Raw genomic sequence first — 16,046 nt, 5'->3', positions numbered from 1 at the left:
ATGATGAAAAAACAGATCCTTATCAGCACCTTTTTAGGCGCTCTGCTGGTGACCGGCGCAGCGCAAGCGGCGTCCTGGCAAGATTCCCTCTCGAGTGCAGCAAACCAGCTGACCAAAGAGAGCGGCAGTTCTCAGGGCGGGCTTTCCGCTTCTTCCCTCACTGGCCTGCTGGGCAACAGCTCCCAGAGCCTCAGCGCGGGAACGATGAACAACGCGGCGGGGATTCTGGAATATTGCGCAAAGCAAAAGCTGGCCTCCGTGACCGACGCGCAAAACGTCAAAAACCAGGTGTTGGGTAAACTGGGTCTGGATACCCAGAAGCAGAAAGCGGACACCAACTATATGGACGGCATTCAGGGCCTGCTTAACGCGCAGAACGGCCAGCAGCTTAACCTGAGCACCCTCGGCAACTCCTCTCTGGCAAAACAGGTGAAAACCAAAGCCTGCGATCTGGTGCTGAAACAAGGCGTTAATTTCCTCTCCTGATCCATCCCATTTTCTGCCACAACACGCCGCGTTTAATGCGATAGTCTTGCAACGCGGCGCTAAATGAGCGTTTTTCCTGCCTGCCACCGTCTCAGCGTCCGTTTGTCAGGATGTGCACGTCTTCATAAAAACGATTTTCTAAACCAAATCCTAACAACAGCACACTTTCGTGACACTAAAATTGCAGCTTAACGACATCGCAATTACATTGTATGACCCAAAAAATAAACAGTTAGCCAGCGAAGCATCTGGCGTCACGAGGATATGCTGTTGTCTGAATTTTTGTCTCTTATCCTTTTTCTGGCTTCCGTCGGCGTTTACGCCTCCAAAGCCGGCCGTCACACCTGGTGGTTTATCGCCACGCTGGTGGTGCTCGGCATTTTTATTATTTTAAACATTACCTTATACGCCAGCGATTACTTTACCGGTGACGGTATTAACGATGCGGTGCTCTACACGCTGACGAACAGCCTGACGGGCGCGGGGGTGGGCAAGTACATTCTTCCGGGGATCGGCCTTATCGTCGCGCTGGTGACGATTTTTGGCGCGCTGGCCTGGGTGCTGCGTCGACGTCGCGATCATCCGCACCATCATGGCTACAGCCTGCTGGCGTTATTTCTGGCGCTGGCCTCCGTCGACGCCAGTCCGGCCTTCCATCAGATCGCTGAGCTGGTGAAATCCCAGTCTCGCGACGGCGATCCTGATTTCGCGGCTTACTATAAAGAGCCGTCGAAAACGATCGCCAACCCGAAGCTCAATCTGGTCTATATCTACGGTGAAAGCCTGGAACGCACGTACTTTGATAACGATGCGTTCCCTAACCTGACGCCAGACCTGGGGGCGCTGAAAAATGAAGGGCTCGATTTCAGCCACACCATGCAGCTGCCCGGTACGGATTATACGATTGCCGGGATGGTTGCCTCCCAGTGCGGCATCCCGCTGTTCGCGCCTTTCGAAGGTAACGCCTCCGCCTCGATGTCGACGTTCTTCCCCCAAAACGTTTGCCTCGGCGATATCCTGAAAAACTCCGGCTACGAAAACTATTTTGTGCAGGGCGCAAACCTGCGCTTCGCCGGAAAAGACGTGTTCCTGAAATCCCACGGTTTTGACCACCTGTATGGCTCAGAAGAGTTAAAAACGACGGTTGCCGATCCGAGCTACCGCAACGACTGGGGCTTTTATGACGATACGGTACTCGACGAAACCTGGAAGAAATTCGAAGAACTTTCCCGCGAGGGCAAGCGCTTCTCCCTCTTTGCGCTGACGGTGGATACCCACCATCCGGACGGTTTTGTCTCGCGCACCTGCAAGCGTAAAAGCTATGAGATTGAGGGCAAAAACAACAAGTCTTTCAGCGCCGTCACCTGCAGCCAGGAGCATATCGCCGCGCTGGTCGAGAAAATCAAAGCCTCGCCCTGGTTTAAAAACACCGTCATCGTCGTCTCGTCTGACCATCTGGCGATGAAAAACAGCGCCTGGGACCAGCTCAACAAGCAGGATCGCAGCAACCTGTTCTTCGTCCTGCGCGGCGACCAGCCGCAGCAGGAGACGATCGCCACCAAACGCAACTCCATGGATAACGGCGCCACCGTGCTCGACATTCTGGGCGGCGACAACTTTATCGGCCTGGGCCGCAGCACGCTGTCGGGGCAATCCCTGTCGGAAGTGTTCCTCAACATGAAGGAAAAAATCCTCGGCTGGAAGCCAGACATCATCCGCCTGTGGAACTTCCCGAAAGAGATGAAGGATTTCACCATCGATCGGGATAAAAACACGATTGCCTTCTCGGGCAGCAAATTCCGTCTGCCGCTGCTGGTGCGCGTGTCGGAGGGTCGCGTTGAGCCGCTGCCGGAAAGCGAGTATTCCGCGCCGCTGCGCTATCAGCTGGCCGATTTTGCGCCACGCGATAATTTCGTCTGGGTCGACAGATGTTACAAAATGGGCCAGCTCTGGTCGCAGCCGCTGGCGCTCTCGACCGACTGGTGCGTCTCTCAGGGTCAGCTTGGCGGGGAGCAAACCGTGCAGCACGTCGATAGCGCCCAGTGGAAAGGCAAAACCGCGTTTAACGATACGGTCATTGACACCACGCGCTATCAGCACAATGTCGACATGCTGAAAACCGTCGATAACGATATTCGCTACAAGGCGGACAGCTTTATCTTTAACGTGGCCGGCGCGCCCGAAGAGGTGAAGCAGTTTAGCGGCATCTCGCGTCCGGAGTCCTGGGGACGCTGGTCCAACGCGCAGCTGGGCAACGAGGTGAAAATTGAGTACACCCATCCCCTGCCGGAACAATTTGACCTCGTGATCACGGCCAGAGCGTACGGGCCCAACGCCAACAAGCCCGTACCGGTGCGCGTGGGCGATCGGGAGCAGACCCTGACGCTTGGAAACGACGTGTCCACGCACACGCTGCATTTTGAAAACCCATCCCGCAGCAATACGCTGGTGATTGTGCCGCCTGACCCGCAGGCGACGAATGAAGGGAATATTCTTGGGCATTCACCGCGCGAGCTCGGGATTGGCATGGTCGAAATCAAAATCGTCAGTACTCAAGGCTAACGCGCATGTGCCCGGCAATCTGCCGGGCACTTATGAAAATAAATAATTCTATATAATCATTATAAATTAGATGAAAATGCTTTATATAAGCCATTTTAATTTATAAATATCCCGCCAAAAACCCAATCTATAAAATGTGCGGCTCCTGAAATCACCACGGAGCGTTACGCACTTTTATCATGCTAACCGGCTATAAGTTCGAATCCATCCGGGCACTGCGCAGTGAAAATGTGATTGCCTGGGAGGTATTGTCCACGGCAAAGCCCCACGTCAATCTCGAAGACTACTTTGACTCAATGCCCCTGATGCAGCGTAAAGCACACTTCTTTGCGCAGCTTCGTCATGCCATGTTTTGCGAGGAGAGCGACAAGTTTTATCTCAACGCGACGTCGGATTTGCTGCTGGAAACGGACTTCCTCGACAGGCTCAAAGAAGAGACACCCTGCCCGGCGAGGCTTGCTATTGAGGTCACGGATCTCCACGCGCTGGTGCAGCTCAACGGCACGCAAAGCCGGGCGTTGCGGATATGCATCACAACGCTCCATCAGTGGGGGATTGAAGTGTGGGCTGACGACGTCTGCGAAGACATTCTTCCCGATCTCCTGACCAGCCAGATCCGCTTCTGCGGCGTCAAAATTGACAAGCATACCTTCTGGAGCGGACGCACCGAGCAGGCGAAATTCCTGGATCTCACCCGCCAGTGCAAGCGCGTCGCCAGCAAGGTACTGATAGAAGGCATTGAAACTGCGGGTGATTTCGCGCTCGCCCGTGCCAGCGTGGCCGACTATGGCCAGGGTTATCTGTGGGGCAGAAAATGACGCCCTTCATTCCGAACGCTGGATATCAGGCTATCGTCCTGAGCGGCAATGCGTTTTTATGGCTTGGCCTCAGCTCGATGATTTCAGCCGCCGTTATCCCCTGCCCGGAGATGCACTGGATTGATGACGTTACTCCGCAAGGGCTTCTGCGCCTGCAGACGCTGCTGCGCGATACGCACATCGGGCAGAACTGGCTGGTATTTACGGATGCCGCGCGGGTCTGCGACGTTAACGCCTGCCTGCGCAACGAGCGGGTCAGAGTGGTGGCGGATAACCTCTCTCTTGCGCAGCTGAGCCGCTGCTTTAGCGACACGACATTCGCCTTCGAAAACGCCGTCACGCTCTCGTATCAGGAGATGCGGGTATGCATGCTGCTGCACAAAGGATTCAGTCCGGTCCGCATCGCAAAAATCCTCAATAAGTCACCTAAAACGATCTACACCCACAAGCGTAACGCGATGAACAAATTTTGCTGTCACAGCCTGGCGGATTTCCATCGAAAACTCTGCCTGCTGGACGCTCGGTCATTTGCTTTGTAATTGCACTGTTACTCACGTCAGGAAATACGATCATGAAAATTATCACCGCTGCTGTATGTTGTTCCGCTCTCCTGCTTCCTGTTGCCGCAATCGCCGCAGACAGCACCGCAAGCGCGACGATGCACGTCTCACTTGAGGTCGTGAAGTCGTGCACGCTCAAAGCCAACGACCTCAACTTCTCACGCCATGGCTCGGATGAATCGAGCGAAATCCAGGCCAGCACGCAGGTTGATATCGTCTGTACCAACGGTACCCCGTTCACCCTTTCCGCCACCAGCAGCGATAGCAGTGATAGCGGCACCTTCTGGCTGAAGCCGGAAAACGGCGAAACGGGCGCACAGAAGATTGCCTGGAAACTCTTTGCGGATGAAGGCAAACAGACGCAAATCACCAGCACCGATGGGCTCACCGACACCGGCAACGGCCAGGAGCAGAAAGAGACGCTCTATGGCGTGATTGACGCAGGTGCCCTGACGACCGCGCAGGCGGGTGCCTATAGCGACGACATCACCTTAAACCTGGTGTACTGATCGTGCGTCGCTATCTTCCTTGCTTCATTCTGTGGCTTATGCTGCTGGCGCTGCTGTCACGCTACGCGCTGGCCGCCACGCTGCAGGTGGCGCCCGTTACGCTCGCTCTGCAAGGCGGTCAAAGAGCAACGGCGGTCACCCTCACCAACAGTGGAAAAGCGGCCATTCACGCGCAGATACGGGTGTACGAATGGACCCAGAAAAACGGTCAGGACGTTTTAACCGCTACCGATGAGGTCGTCAGCAGCCCGGCGATGACCGCGCTTTCGCCGGGCCAGCAGCAGCTGGTCCGCATCATCGTCATGCAGCCGAACATCCGTGAACGGGAGCAAAGCTACCGGCTGGTCATTGACGAGCTGCCGGACACGCTTTCCCGTGCGGCCAATCCTAACGGCGTGCACTTCCTGCTGCGCTATTCGATTCCGGTGTTTATTGCCGGAGACCAGAATACCCCCATCGGCCACGATGCCCTGAGCTGTGAACAGGCAGACGGCGCGGCGGCAATCCGCTGCTATAACGGCGGAAAAAGCCATATTCGCCTGAGCCATCTTGAGGCCCTGACGGCCAGTGGGCAGGTTGCGGGATCGGTTAAAGGCCTGGCGGGCTATGTCCTGCCCGGACAGACCGCTCTTGTGAAACTTAAGCAAGCATCACGCCATACGCTCAGCGCGTTGCGCGTCTACCTCAACGATGACCATCATGACAGCCAGATACCCCTGCGCCCGCTCGCTTCTCGCGCTCCTGCTTTGGCTACCGTTGATGCTGTCAGCCCGCACTGAAGGCCACGCCGACACCGTCCAATGGCTGGCCATCACCGTGAATCACGCCCCGCGAGGGGATCTGTGGGCCTGCCGGGTGGAGGACGATGCGCTGTGGATGAGCCGCAGCGACGTTAAAAAACTGGGGCTTCACGCCCCGGACGACCGCGGCGGATGGGTGGAACTCACGGCCCTGCCGGGGCTAAAGGTGGATATTGACCTGCTTGCCCAGCAGGTGTCGATTATGGCCGAGGCGAAGGCGCTCGGGGGACAGCAACACCTGACGCTCGATAAATCGTCCCCGCAGTACGTCTATCCCGAGGCCCGGCCCATCGGCGCGTTTACCCTCGGCTACACCCTCTACGCCAGCGATGCGCAGGGTAAACGCCAGCTGAATGCCCAGACCCAGCTGACCGCATCCGGCGCGCTGCCCGGGACGCTCAGCAGCAGCTTTTCAAGCCATGCCGGGGAGGAAAACAGCGCCGCCCGGCCCACCCATACGCGCATGGAAACCCGCTGGCAGTGGGACAACACCGATTCGCTGACCACCCTGGCGCTGGGAGACAGCATCACCACGGGCGCGCGCTGGAGCCGACAGGTTCGCTTTGGCGGCCTGCACTGGGCGCGAAATTTTGAACTCGATCCCCAGCTCAACACCGAACCGCGTAGCCGCTATAGCGATACGGCGGTCCTGCCTTCAACGGTTGATTTGTACATCGATGGACTTAAGCAGGGCAGCAAGCGCGTCGCGCCGGGAGAATTCATGCTTGATACCCTGCCCTCCTTCACCGGAAGCGGGCAGGCGCAGGTGGTCATTACCGACATCAACGGCCAGCGGCGCACCGTTCAGCTCGACGTGTACGGGGCACCGGGAATGCTGGCTGAAGGGCTCAGCAGCGGCTCGCTGGATATCGGCTGGATGCGGCAAAACTACGCCCAGCGTTCCGACGACTATGCCGCGTCGCCGCTGCTCGACGCCGGCTGGCGCTATGGGGTCAATAACCACCTGACGCTGGCGCTGCATACGGAGCAGCAGCGCAAACTGCGCAACGTCGGGACCGGGGTTGACTGGCTGATATCCCCCGACGCCGGCATTGTCAGCCAGCACGTCGCGGTGAGCGACAGTCCCTACGGCCAGGGAACGCAGTGGGGCCTGGGCTGGCAATGGAACGGCGGCGGGACGGGTATATCTGCCAGCACCGTGCGTACCGATGCGGCGTTCGCCGACAATGCCCGCATGAGCGGTGCCGCGCCCGTCAGGCGTAGCGACAGCGTCTGGCTGAGCCATTCATTCTCCCACCTGGGCACGCCCGGCGTGGGCTGGGTACAACAGGCGATTCAGGGCAACAAACAACGCTATCTCAACGCCTCGTGGTCCGTTTTGTTACCGGCGCATCTCTCCGCCACGCTGAGCTATACCCGCTCGTTTACGGACGCGTCGAGCAACGTTCAGCTTTTGCTCTCGCTCCCGCTGGGGCGGCAGGATAGCCTCTCGCTCCAGGCAAATCAGGATTCGCCGCGTATGGACTATCGCCACCAGCCAGACGACCAGACCGGCGGCTGGTCATGGCAGCTGGGGCAAAGCGTTGGCGAACACCGGGAAAAGTATGCAGACGTAGGCTATCTGGGCCACGCCGGTGAGTGGCACGCTGGGCTGGAGCAGGGCGCTAACGCGCGCAATCAGTATGCCTCAGCCGAAGGCAGCCTGACGCTGCTGGATAACAGCCTGCACGCCCTGCGCTACAGCGAGCAGGGCCTGGCGCTGGTCTCAACGCGCGGTATCGGGCACGTGCCGGTGATGCTGGAAAACCGCCCGGCAGGCGAAACCGATGAGGAGGGATACCTTCTGCTGACCGACCTGCCGCGCTACCACAACAGCAAAGTCACCATCGTTCCGCTGGCTCTGCCTTCCGATGTGATTGCCTCCGTCACCGACATGTATGCCAGACCGGGTAACGGCAGCGCGGTAAAAGTCGATTTCAACATCCATCACGCCGTAACGGTTCAGGCCAGGCTGGTCGACAGCCGCGGCGCGCCGCTCCCGCTGGGCAGCATCGTCTCAACGCCTCGCGGCGCTACCATCGTGGGACGCGACGGGTTTATCTGGCTTGAGGACCCGCCCCTGCCGGGTGAACTGCTGGTGAAAACCGGTGAAGGGGAGTGCCGGGTCACGCTTCCGGCCCCGCGCACCGCATCATCTATACAGAATATCGGAGAACAACCGTGTCGCTAAGAGCGCCGTTATTATTGCTGCTCGTCCTGTCCGTGAAGGCAATGGCGGCAGCCTGCTGGATCACCTCCACGCCCGCCATTAACTTTGGCAACGTCGCGGCGGGCAATGCCGCCTCCGTCAACACCGAGGTAAAATTTAGCTGCCAGGCGGATAACCTCGGGACGACAGAGTACATCAGCGTCTGCCTGAGCAGCATCGACGCCCCGCCCTTTCAGATGATCTCCCCGGGAGACCCGGAGGGTAAGCAATACACCTTGCTTTTTCGTCTTCTTAACGGCGTCGCCCGCTCTCAGGAGCTGGGACCTGCCGGCAGCGGGAACCTGATTCAGCAGACCCTGGCCGCGGAAAGCAACGCCAACGTCAGCGGTACCTTTCCGCTGATCGCCACCCTACCCGCAGGGCAAAGCCAGCTTCCGGCCTACCACTATTACAACTACAACATGAATCTGCGGATTGCATGGCACAGCGCCTCCCGTCAGGATGCCCTTCAGAACTGTTCAGACGGCTCCGCCGAAGGTGAACAGGTGCAGGGCGGCACCAGCGCGCAGGCCGAAATCAGTCAGGGATGCTTCATCGAGCGCGTCACCCCGCTTAATTTCGGCACCCTGACCAGCACGGCCACGCTACGCCCGACGCGCTCGACGGCAACCCTTACCACGCGCTGCCCGGCCGATACCGCATTCACGCTCGCGATGGGAAATGGCAATCATGCCAGCGGCAACCAGCGGCAGCTGTGCAACGAGGGAGGCCAGTGCCTGCGCTACGGCCTCTGGCAGGATGCGGGGGCCACGCAGCGCTGGGGCGACCAAAGCAGCGGCGACGCGATGCAGGTCACTCACCCCGCTGGCGGCACGCAAAATTATACCGTCTACGGCGACGTCCCGGCGCAGCCTCTGACCGGCACGGGGGAGTTCAGCGATGACGTGATCGTTACGCTGACTTATTAAACAGCGCAAAATCCTGCCTGGATCAATGTTATCGGTAACAATGGCGCTAAAATAGCCAACAGCTCTGCTTAATCAGGCGAAAGGCCTGTCCTGACATTCATTATCTCTGTCTGTATTACAACAACTTATGAAATACCTGCTTGCTGACGCCCTCGTCTATAACGACGAGGACGGTTCTCTTTCTCTTATCAATGCACCGGAGGAGGATGTGCAGCTCCTCACCTGCACGGCCAATACCCTCATGAAGCTGCTGGTGCAGCATCATGGGAACGTGGTCGAACGAGAAACGCTTCTGCATGAAGTCTGGGACAGCCGCGGGCTGCAGGGGTCGAACAATTCGCTAAACCAGTACATCAGCATTTTGCGCAAGCTGCTGGCAAGCCTGCTTCCCGACGCGCTGTTTATCGTCACCGTGCCTAAAACGGGCTTTATGCTCAGCGCAGACGTCACGGTCACCGCGCTGGAGGAGCCATGCCCGGCGGCCAGGACGGCGACATCCGTAAGGCGCGTTCGACCGGACGTGCTGTTCTGCGTTGCGCTGACGCTGGCGGTCGTTGCGCTGTGCATCTGGATAACGGCAATCAGGCCGGCAGGCCATCAGCGGGAGATCCACCTGCTAACCCATATTGGCACGTGTCCGGTCTACACCTTTACGCCGCTGGCGGACGTGTTCCATGAGCGGGCGATCGGGCTGGCCAAAGCGCTCCAGCAGGACGGTCATCTCCCGTGCCTGAAAAATTCCATCTTCTACATGCACATTCAGAGAACGCTTTTCTACGGCCACGAAGGGCGGCTGGTGCTCTCCCAATGTTCCCTCACGCAGGGTAAAGCCAGCGCCTGCCGAACGCTTTACTATTATGAGTGGTGATATGAGACGCAAAAAAGTTTGGCTAATCCTCATCTTCAACCTGCTGATGCTGGGCGCCGCGCTGGCGTGGTACTTTCACACGCCCCCGCTGTCGGTGGCCTGCGACGGAAACCTGACCTTTTCCGACCGGCGCGACAGCCACGATTTCACCTTTGACGGCGAGATCATTATGCGGTTTCACCCCGACAAAACGGGGTACATCACGCTAAACGGCAGCGTGGTGAATGCGCCGCGCAGCTGGGAGGTTTCCCGCCAGGAGATGTTTAAATGGCGCCACGTAGAGGGCGAACTGTATGAGATTACCATTCAAAAAGTGGAGCGTTTTAGCCACGACGCCATGCCGCCCGGGGTCTTTGAAAAATACGTCGCGGGCCTGACGCTAGGCAATAAAAGGCTCCTGACGATAGAGCGCACGCCGGAAGACGCGCTGGTGATCAGCAATTTTTACTCACCGGTGCTGATCTGCTCGGAATAACGTCGACGGCTCAGGCTATACTTGCCGCCATGCATATTCATATCCGCCCCACCATCCCTCGCGACGTTACCGCCCTGCCCGCCATTGAACGCGCGGCGGGCGCGCGCTTTCGTGAAGACCCGACGCTCGCCTGGCTTGCCGATGGCGAGGTCATTTCCGCTGAGCAGCACCTTGCGTACGCCGAACGCGGGCTAAGCTGGCTGGCGCTGGCAAACGACCACCCCGTCGGGTTTATCCTCGCCGAAGCGCATCCGTCTTCACTGTTTATTGTCGAACTCTCGGTTGATCTGGACCGGCAGGGAAATGGGATCGGCAGGCAGCTTATCGCCCGCGTGGCAGACCATGCTCGTAAAAAGGGGCTGACAGCGCTGACCTTGACGACGTTCCGGGACGTCCCGTGGAATGCGCCGTTCTATGCGCGGCTGGGGTTTGAATACGTCACTGAACTCACGCCTGAACTGCGTCAGAAAAGAGAAGAAGAGACAGCGCACGGTTTCGCGTATGAAGCGCGCTGCGCCATGCGTCTACCTCTGTAATACCGCCCGGTGGCGCTGCGCTTACCGGGCCTACAAAACCGCGAATCGTAGGCCGGGTAAGGCGCAGCCGCCACCCGGCACAACGCGCACAGGACTAGAACGTTTCCCAGTTATCGCCTGCGTCAGCGGTAACCGTTTTACGCGCCATCGCCGGCGCGGAAACCGCTTTAGCCGCAGCGAACTCGCGCGCTTTCATCTGCTCCTGCTGAATGCGGAACACCGCCACGGCCTGCGTCAGACGGCTCGCCTGCTCTTCCAGTGCGGCCGCCGCCGCGGCTGATTCCTCAACCAGCGAGGCGTTCTGCTGGGTCACGCGATCCATCTCGGCGACCGCCAGACCCACCTGGTCGATACCGCGGCTCTGCTCGTCAGACGCAGAGGCAATCTCACCCATAATGTCCGTTACGCGGGTTACCGCGTTCACGATCTCACCCATGGTTTCACCTGCGCTTTCTACCAGCGTTGAGCCCACTTCCACGCGACCCACGGAGTCTTCGATCAGGCTCTTGATCTCGCGCGCCGCCTGGGCGCTGCGCTGGGCCAGGTTACGCACTTCACCTGCCACCACCGCAAAACCACGCCCCTGCTCGCCCGCGCGCGCCGCTTCTACCGCCGCGTTCAGTGCAAGGATGTTGGTCTGGAAAGCAATCCCGTCAATCACGCTAATAATGTCGGCAATCTTCTGCGAACTGCCGGCGATATCGCGCATGGTCTGCACCACGTTATCCACCACTTTGCCGCCCTTCTGCGCGGTCTCGGACGCGCTCAGCGCAAGATGGCTCGCCTGACGGGCGTTCTCGGCGTTCTGCTTCACGGTCGCCGTCAGCTGCTCCATGCTGGCAGCGGTCTCTTCCAGGGAAGCGGCCTGCTGTTCAGTACGGGAGGAGAGATCGTTGTTGCCCATCGCGATTTCGCTCGCGCCGCTGTAGATCGCATTCGCGCCGTTACGCACGTCGCCAACGGTACGCACCAGCTCGCCCTGCATATGGCGCAGCGAGTCGGCCAGTTCACCCATCTCGTTGGTGCCCTGAACCTCAATGCGCTTCACCAGGTCGCCGCTGGCGATATGGCGAATATTGTCGATCAGACGATTGAGCGGGGAGATCAGCGTCTGCTTGATGTTCAGCCAGACGGCCACAATCACCACCAGCACCGCAATCAGGACGCCGATCAGCACCCAGATAGCCTGGCTGTAGGAGCTGTTGCTGTCTTCGACCGCCGTCTGGTAGAGCTTGTCGTTCTGCTGCAGGTAGCTCACGTACTGCTTCTCAAAACCGTCCTGGTAACTCTGGGTCGGCTGGTCGAAGAAGGCGTTAATTTTGCCCGCGCCCAGAAGCTGGATCAGCTCCGCCAGCGCGCCGTGGTAAATATCATAGTTACGCTTAATCTCCATCGCGTCCGCATCGCTTTGACGCGGATCGCGCGGCAGGGCTTCATAGGCCGCCCAGTTCTTTTCCGCCTGCTTCAGAGACACAGACGCGATTTGCATCAGATCGTTAACGGTCGCGCCGCTGCCGATATTGCTCTGATCCATCATGTAGCGGATACCCGCACGGTTCAGGGTATTACGGGTTTGCAGCAATGCCACCCAGCTGGCGTTCAGCGTGGACTGCTGCTGGCGAATGGTTTGCAGGACGGTGAAATTCTCTTTGTCATGCTTAAGGGCATTGAAGAAAAGACCACCGGATGTGAGTTGTAAAAGGCCAAATATCGCTAAAACCAGCATTAAGCTGGTGACAATCTTGATACGGTTTAACATGTTTTCTCTTTCCTCAGACAGATACAGAATTTTCGGCCTGGAAAGGGAAAACTTTACGAAAATCATCCTGGAATTTGTGGTTTTTACTCTTCTTCCCGCGCTGCGTTATGCCGGTTTCCGAGTTCAATAAACTCTTCCAGCAGCGCCGTCAGCTGTTTCATCTTCTCCGGCGTGTATTCCGCCTCAATCTGCTGGTACGCCTCTTCCACCTGCGCCTGGGCGTGCTCATACAGCGCATTCCCCTCTTTGGTCAGCGACACGTACAGCTTGCGCTGGTCGTTTACCGGCTTTAAGCGCAGCACCAGGCCGTCGCGCTCCATGCGCGTCAGAATGCCGGTCAGGCTGGGACGCAAAATACAGGTGCGAAACGCCAGATCGTGAAAATCCATCGACGGATGTTCAGCCAGCACGCGCACGATTCGCCACTGCTGCTCGGTCAGGTTATGTCGCTTCACAATGGGTCGGAAGTACGACATCGCCGCTTCCCGCGCCTGCAGCAGCGCGATGGTTAATGAATCATGCATAGCCTCTCCCCGCCCTTCATTAACAAGTAAACAATTCATACAAGATGTTTTTATAAACAACACGTTTTCTGCCAAAAAGTCTAACAGAAACCCGCCAATTTTATTAACACACTGATTTTAATCAATATAAAAACCAGCATGTAAATTTATTGTTATTTATATCACAAATCTTTCACTTCTGATTGCGAAATAAACAGCAAAAGCATAAAACCAGATTATTAACATATTAATGAAATCCAAACCGGACATCCGGCCTGAGGAGTATGTGAATGAAAGGTACCGTTTTTGCCGTCGCCCTCAACCATCTAAGCCAGCGCGACGCCTGGGCTGAGGCGTTTGAAAAAGCCCCCTACAGTACGCCGCCGAAAACGGCGGTGTGGTTCATCAAACCGCATAACACCGTGAGCCGCGCAGGGGATCCCATTCCCTTCCCGCAGGGGGAAACGGTGCTGAGCGGCGCGACGGTGGCGCTGGTGGTGGGCAAAACGGCCAGCAGGGTGCGCGTGGAGGACGCGGCGGCGTACATTGCCGGGTATGCGCTGGCCAACGAGGTGAGCCTGCCGGAAGAGAGCTTCTACCGCCCGGCGATCAAGGCCAAATGCCGGGACGGATTCTGCCCGCTGGGCGAGCTGGTCAACGTTGATAACGTGGATAACCTGACCCTCATCACCGAGATTAACGGCCGCGAGGCGGACCACTGGAACACGGCCGATCTGCAGCGCAACGCCGCCGAGCTGCTGAGCGCCCTGAGCGAGTTCGCGACCCTCAATCCCGGCGATGCGATATTGCTCGGCACCCCGCACAGCCGCGTTGAGATCCGCCCCGGAGACCGGGTACGCATTCTGGCAAAAGGGTTTCCGCCGCTGGAAAACCCGGTGGTGGACGAACGCGACGTCCCTGTCGCTCGCCGCACGCCGCCGCACGCCACGCTGTTTGCCCTCGGCCTGAACTACGCCGACCACGCCAGCGAGCTGGACTTCAGGCCGCCCACCGAGCCGCTGGTCTTTATCAAAGCGCCGAACACCTTTAACGGCGACAACCAGACCTCGGTGCGCCCGAACAACGTCGAGTACATGCACTACGAAGCGGAGCTGGTGGTAGTCATCGGCAAAACCGCGCGCAAGGTGAGCGAAGCCGAAGCGATGGACTATGTTGCGGGCTACACGGTCTGCAACGACTACGCCATCCGCGACTATCTCGAGAACTACTACCGCCCGAACCTGCGGGTGAAAAGCCGCGACGGGCTGACCCCCATTTCCCCAAACGTCGTGCCAAAAGAGGCTATTCCCGACCCGCACAACCTGACCCTGCGCACCTTCGTCAACGGCGAGCTGCGTCAGGAAGGCACCACGGCGGATCTGATCTTCAGCATTCCGTACCTGATTGCGTACCTGAGCGACTTTATGACCCTACAGCCGGGCGACATGATTGCCACCGGCACGCCGAAGGGGCTGTCCGACGTGGTGCCGGGGGATGAAGTGGTGGTGGAAGTGGAGGGCGTCGGACGCCTGGTGAACCGAATTGTGAGTGAGGAGACGGCAAAATGAAAAAGATTAACCACTGGATTAACGGTAAAAACGTCGCGGGAAGCGAGTACTTCCACACCACCAACCCGGCCTCCGGCGAGGTGCTGGCTGAAGTGGCTTCCGGCGGAGAAGCGGAAATCCATCAGGCCGTCGCCGCCGCCAAAGAGGCGTTTCCAAAATGGGCTAACCTGCCGATGAAGGAGCGCGCGCGCCTGATGCGCCGTCTGGGCGATCTGATCGACCAGAACGTTCCGGAGATCGCCGCCATGGAGACAGCCGACACCGGCCTGCCGATCCACCAGACCAAAAACGTGCTGATCCCGCGCGCCTCGCACAACTTCGAGTTCTTCGCCGAGGTGTGCCAGCAGATGAACGGCAAAACCTACCCGGTTGACGACAAAATGCTGAACTACACCCTGGTGCAGCCGGTGGGCGTCTGCGCGCTGGTGTCGCCGTGGAACGTGCCGTTTATGACCGCCACCTGGAAGGTCGCGCCGTGCCTGGCGCTCGGCAACACCGCGGTGCTGAAGATGTCTGAACTCTCGCCGCTGACCGCCGACCGCTTGGGCGAGCTGGCCCTCGAAGCGGGCATTCCGGCGGGCGTGCTGAACGTGGTGCAGGGCTACGGCGCCACGGCGGGCGACGCGCTGGTGCGCCATCACGACGTGCGCGCCGTGTCGTTTACCGGCGGCACCGCCACCGGGCGCAACATCATGAAAAACGCCGGGCTGAAGAAGTACTCCATGGAGCTGGGCGGCAAATCGCCGGTGCTGATTTTTGAGGATGCCGACATCGAGCGCGCGCTGGACGCCGCCCTGTTCACCATCTTCTCCATCAACGGCGAGCGCTGCACCGCGGGCTCGCGCATCTTCATCCAGCAGAGCATCTACCCGGAATTCGTGAAGCGCTTTGCAGAGCGCGCCGGCCGCCTGCGCGTGGGCGACCCGACCGATCCGAACACCCAGGTTGGCGCGCTCATCAGCCAACAGCACTGGGAAAAAGTTTCCGGCTACATCCGCCTCGGCATCGAAGAAGGCGCGACCCTGCTGGCGGGCGGCCCGGACAAACCGGCCGATCTGCCTGCGCACCTTCGCGGCGGCAACTTCCTGCGCCCGACCGTGCTGGCGGACGTCGACAACCGCATGCGCGTGGCGCAGGAGGAGATCTTCGGGCCGGTGGCCTGCCTGCTGCCGTTTAAGGATGAAGCGGAAGGCCTGCGCCTGGCCAACGACGTGGAGTACGGCCTGGCGTCGTACATCTGGACCCAGGACGTCAGCAAGGTGCTGCGCCTGGCGCGCAATATCGAAGCGGGCATGGTGTTCGTTAACACCCAGAACGTGCGCGACCTGCGCCAGCCGTTTGGCGGCGTGAAGGCCTCCGGCACCGGCCGCGAGGGCGGGGAGTACAGCTTCGAGGTGTTCGCGGAGATGAAGAACGTCTGCATCTCCATGGGCGACCATCCGATTCCAAAATGGGGGATCTGAC

General features: G+C 58.9%; 15 protein-coding genes. 13 read left to right on the top strand and 2 right to left on the bottom strand.

Annotated elements, in window-relative coordinates; genetic code table 11:
• Positions 1-3 precede the first annotated feature (3 nt).
• The 11 genes from FY206_RS03635 (at position 4) to FY206_RS03585 (ending at position 10,752) form a co-directional block, all read left to right on the top strand.
• Positions 4-486 carry a YjjA family protein gene (locus FY206_RS03635; protein WP_077064148.1) on the top strand — a complete coding sequence of 161 codons (483 nt, stop codon included), beginning with the start codon at positions 4-6 and terminating at the stop codon, positions 484-486.
• A gap of 270 nt (positions 487-756) precedes the next feature.
• Positions 757-3,048 (top strand): phosphatidylglycerol--membrane-oligosaccharide glycerophosphotransferase, encoded by a 2,292-nt coding sequence (opgB, locus tag FY206_RS03630; protein WP_045890412.1) that lies wholly within the window; start codon positions 757-759, stop codon positions 3,046-3,048.
• 179 nt (positions 3,049-3,227) lie between these two features.
• Positions 3,228-3,866 carry an EAL domain-containing protein gene (locus FY206_RS03625; RefSeq protein WP_032643962.1) on the top strand — a complete coding sequence of 213 codons (639 nt, stop codon included), beginning with the start codon at positions 3,228-3,230 and terminating at the stop codon, positions 3,864-3,866.
• A complete protein-coding gene (locus tag FY206_RS03620; protein ID WP_032643961.1) occupies positions 3,863-4,405 on the top strand; it encodes a helix-turn-helix transcriptional regulator in 543 nt (180 codons plus the stop codon). Before FY206_RS03625 ends, FY206_RS03620 begins: the two co-directional genes overlap by 4 nt.
• Before the next feature lie 32 nt (positions 4,406-4,437).
• The gene (locus tag FY206_RS03615; protein ID WP_032643960.1) at positions 4,438-4,935 is read left to right on the top strand and encodes a Csu type fimbrial protein; all 498 of its coding nucleotides are present in this window, start codon (positions 4,438-4,440) and stop codon (positions 4,933-4,935) included.
• A 2-nt stretch (positions 4,936-4,937) separates the two neighbouring features.
• Complete coding sequence (locus FY206_RS03610; protein ID WP_045890405.1) at positions 4,938-5,714, top strand: fimbrial biogenesis chaperone; 777 nt, start codon at positions 4,938-4,940, stop codon at positions 5,712-5,714.
• Entirely contained in the window at positions 5,635-7,926 is a 2,292-nt protein-coding gene (locus FY206_RS03605) for a fimbria/pilus outer membrane usher protein (protein ID WP_229267834.1), read from the top strand. The genes FY206_RS03610 and FY206_RS03605 overlap by 80 nt, the downstream gene beginning before the upstream one ends.
• Positions 7,917-8,873, top strand: a complete 957-nt coding sequence (locus FY206_RS03600) for a Csu type fimbrial protein (protein ID WP_032643958.1) — start codon at positions 7,917-7,919, stop codon at positions 8,871-8,873. The genes FY206_RS03605 and FY206_RS03600 overlap by 10 nt, the downstream gene beginning before the upstream one ends.
• A gap of 127 nt (positions 8,874-9,000) precedes the next feature.
• The gene (locus FY206_RS03595; RefSeq protein WP_032643957.1) at positions 9,001-9,741 is read left to right on the top strand and encodes a winged helix-turn-helix domain-containing protein; all 741 of its coding nucleotides are present in this window, start codon (positions 9,001-9,003) and stop codon (positions 9,739-9,741) included.
• Position 9,742: 1 nt separating this feature from the next.
• Positions 9,743-10,216 (top strand): hypothetical protein, encoded by a 474-nt coding sequence (locus FY206_RS03590; protein WP_032643956.1) that lies wholly within the window; start codon positions 9,743-9,745, stop codon positions 10,214-10,216.
• A gap of 29 nt (positions 10,217-10,245) precedes the next feature.
• The gene (locus tag FY206_RS03585) at positions 10,246-10,752 is read left to right on the top strand and encodes a GNAT family N-acetyltransferase (RefSeq protein ID WP_032643955.1); all 507 of its coding nucleotides are present in this window, start codon (positions 10,246-10,248) and stop codon (positions 10,750-10,752) included.
• Between the two features lie 94 nt (positions 10,753-10,846).
• Here FY206_RS03585 and tsr read toward each other — a convergent pair whose 3' ends face one another.
• Both tsr and hpaR read right to left on the bottom strand, forming a co-directional pair.
• Positions 10,847-12,511: a methyl-accepting chemotaxis protein gene (tsr, locus tag FY206_RS03580; protein WP_032644167.1), complete on the bottom strand. Its 1,665-nt coding sequence runs from the start codon at positions 12,509-12,511 to the stop codon at positions 10,847-10,849.
• 83 nt (positions 12,512-12,594) lie between these two features.
• On the bottom strand, positions 12,595-13,035 hold the full coding sequence (hpaR, locus tag FY206_RS03575; RefSeq protein ID WP_023334396.1) for a homoprotocatechuate degradation operon regulator HpaR: 441 nt from the start codon (positions 13,033-13,035) through the stop codon (positions 12,595-12,597).
• Between the two features lie 269 nt (positions 13,036-13,304).
• On the opposite strand from hpaR, the gene hpaG reads away from it, so the two are divergent.
• Both hpaG and hpaE read left to right on the top strand, forming a co-directional pair.
• Positions 13,305-14,582 carry a 4-hydroxyphenylacetate degradation bifunctional isomerase/decarboxylase gene (gene hpaG / locus FY206_RS03570; RefSeq protein WP_032643954.1) on the top strand — a complete coding sequence of 426 codons (1,278 nt, stop codon included), beginning with the start codon at positions 13,305-13,307 and terminating at the stop codon, positions 14,580-14,582.
• The gene (gene hpaE, locus FY206_RS03565) at positions 14,579-16,045 is read left to right on the top strand and encodes a 5-carboxymethyl-2-hydroxymuconate semialdehyde dehydrogenase (RefSeq protein WP_032643953.1); all 1,467 of its coding nucleotides are present in this window, start codon (positions 14,579-14,581) and stop codon (positions 16,043-16,045) included. The genes hpaG and hpaE overlap by 4 nt, the downstream gene beginning before the upstream one ends.
• The last annotated feature ends 1 nt before the right edge of the window (position 16,046 follow it).

The organism is Enterobacter chengduensis (assembly GCF_001984825.2).
In the GTDB taxonomy this organism is placed as follows: Bacteria; Pseudomonadota; Gammaproteobacteria; order Enterobacterales; family Enterobacteriaceae; genus Enterobacter; species Enterobacter chengduensis.
Note: the sequence above shows the minus strand (reverse complement) of the source record. Positions and strands in the feature narration are given on the sequence as shown.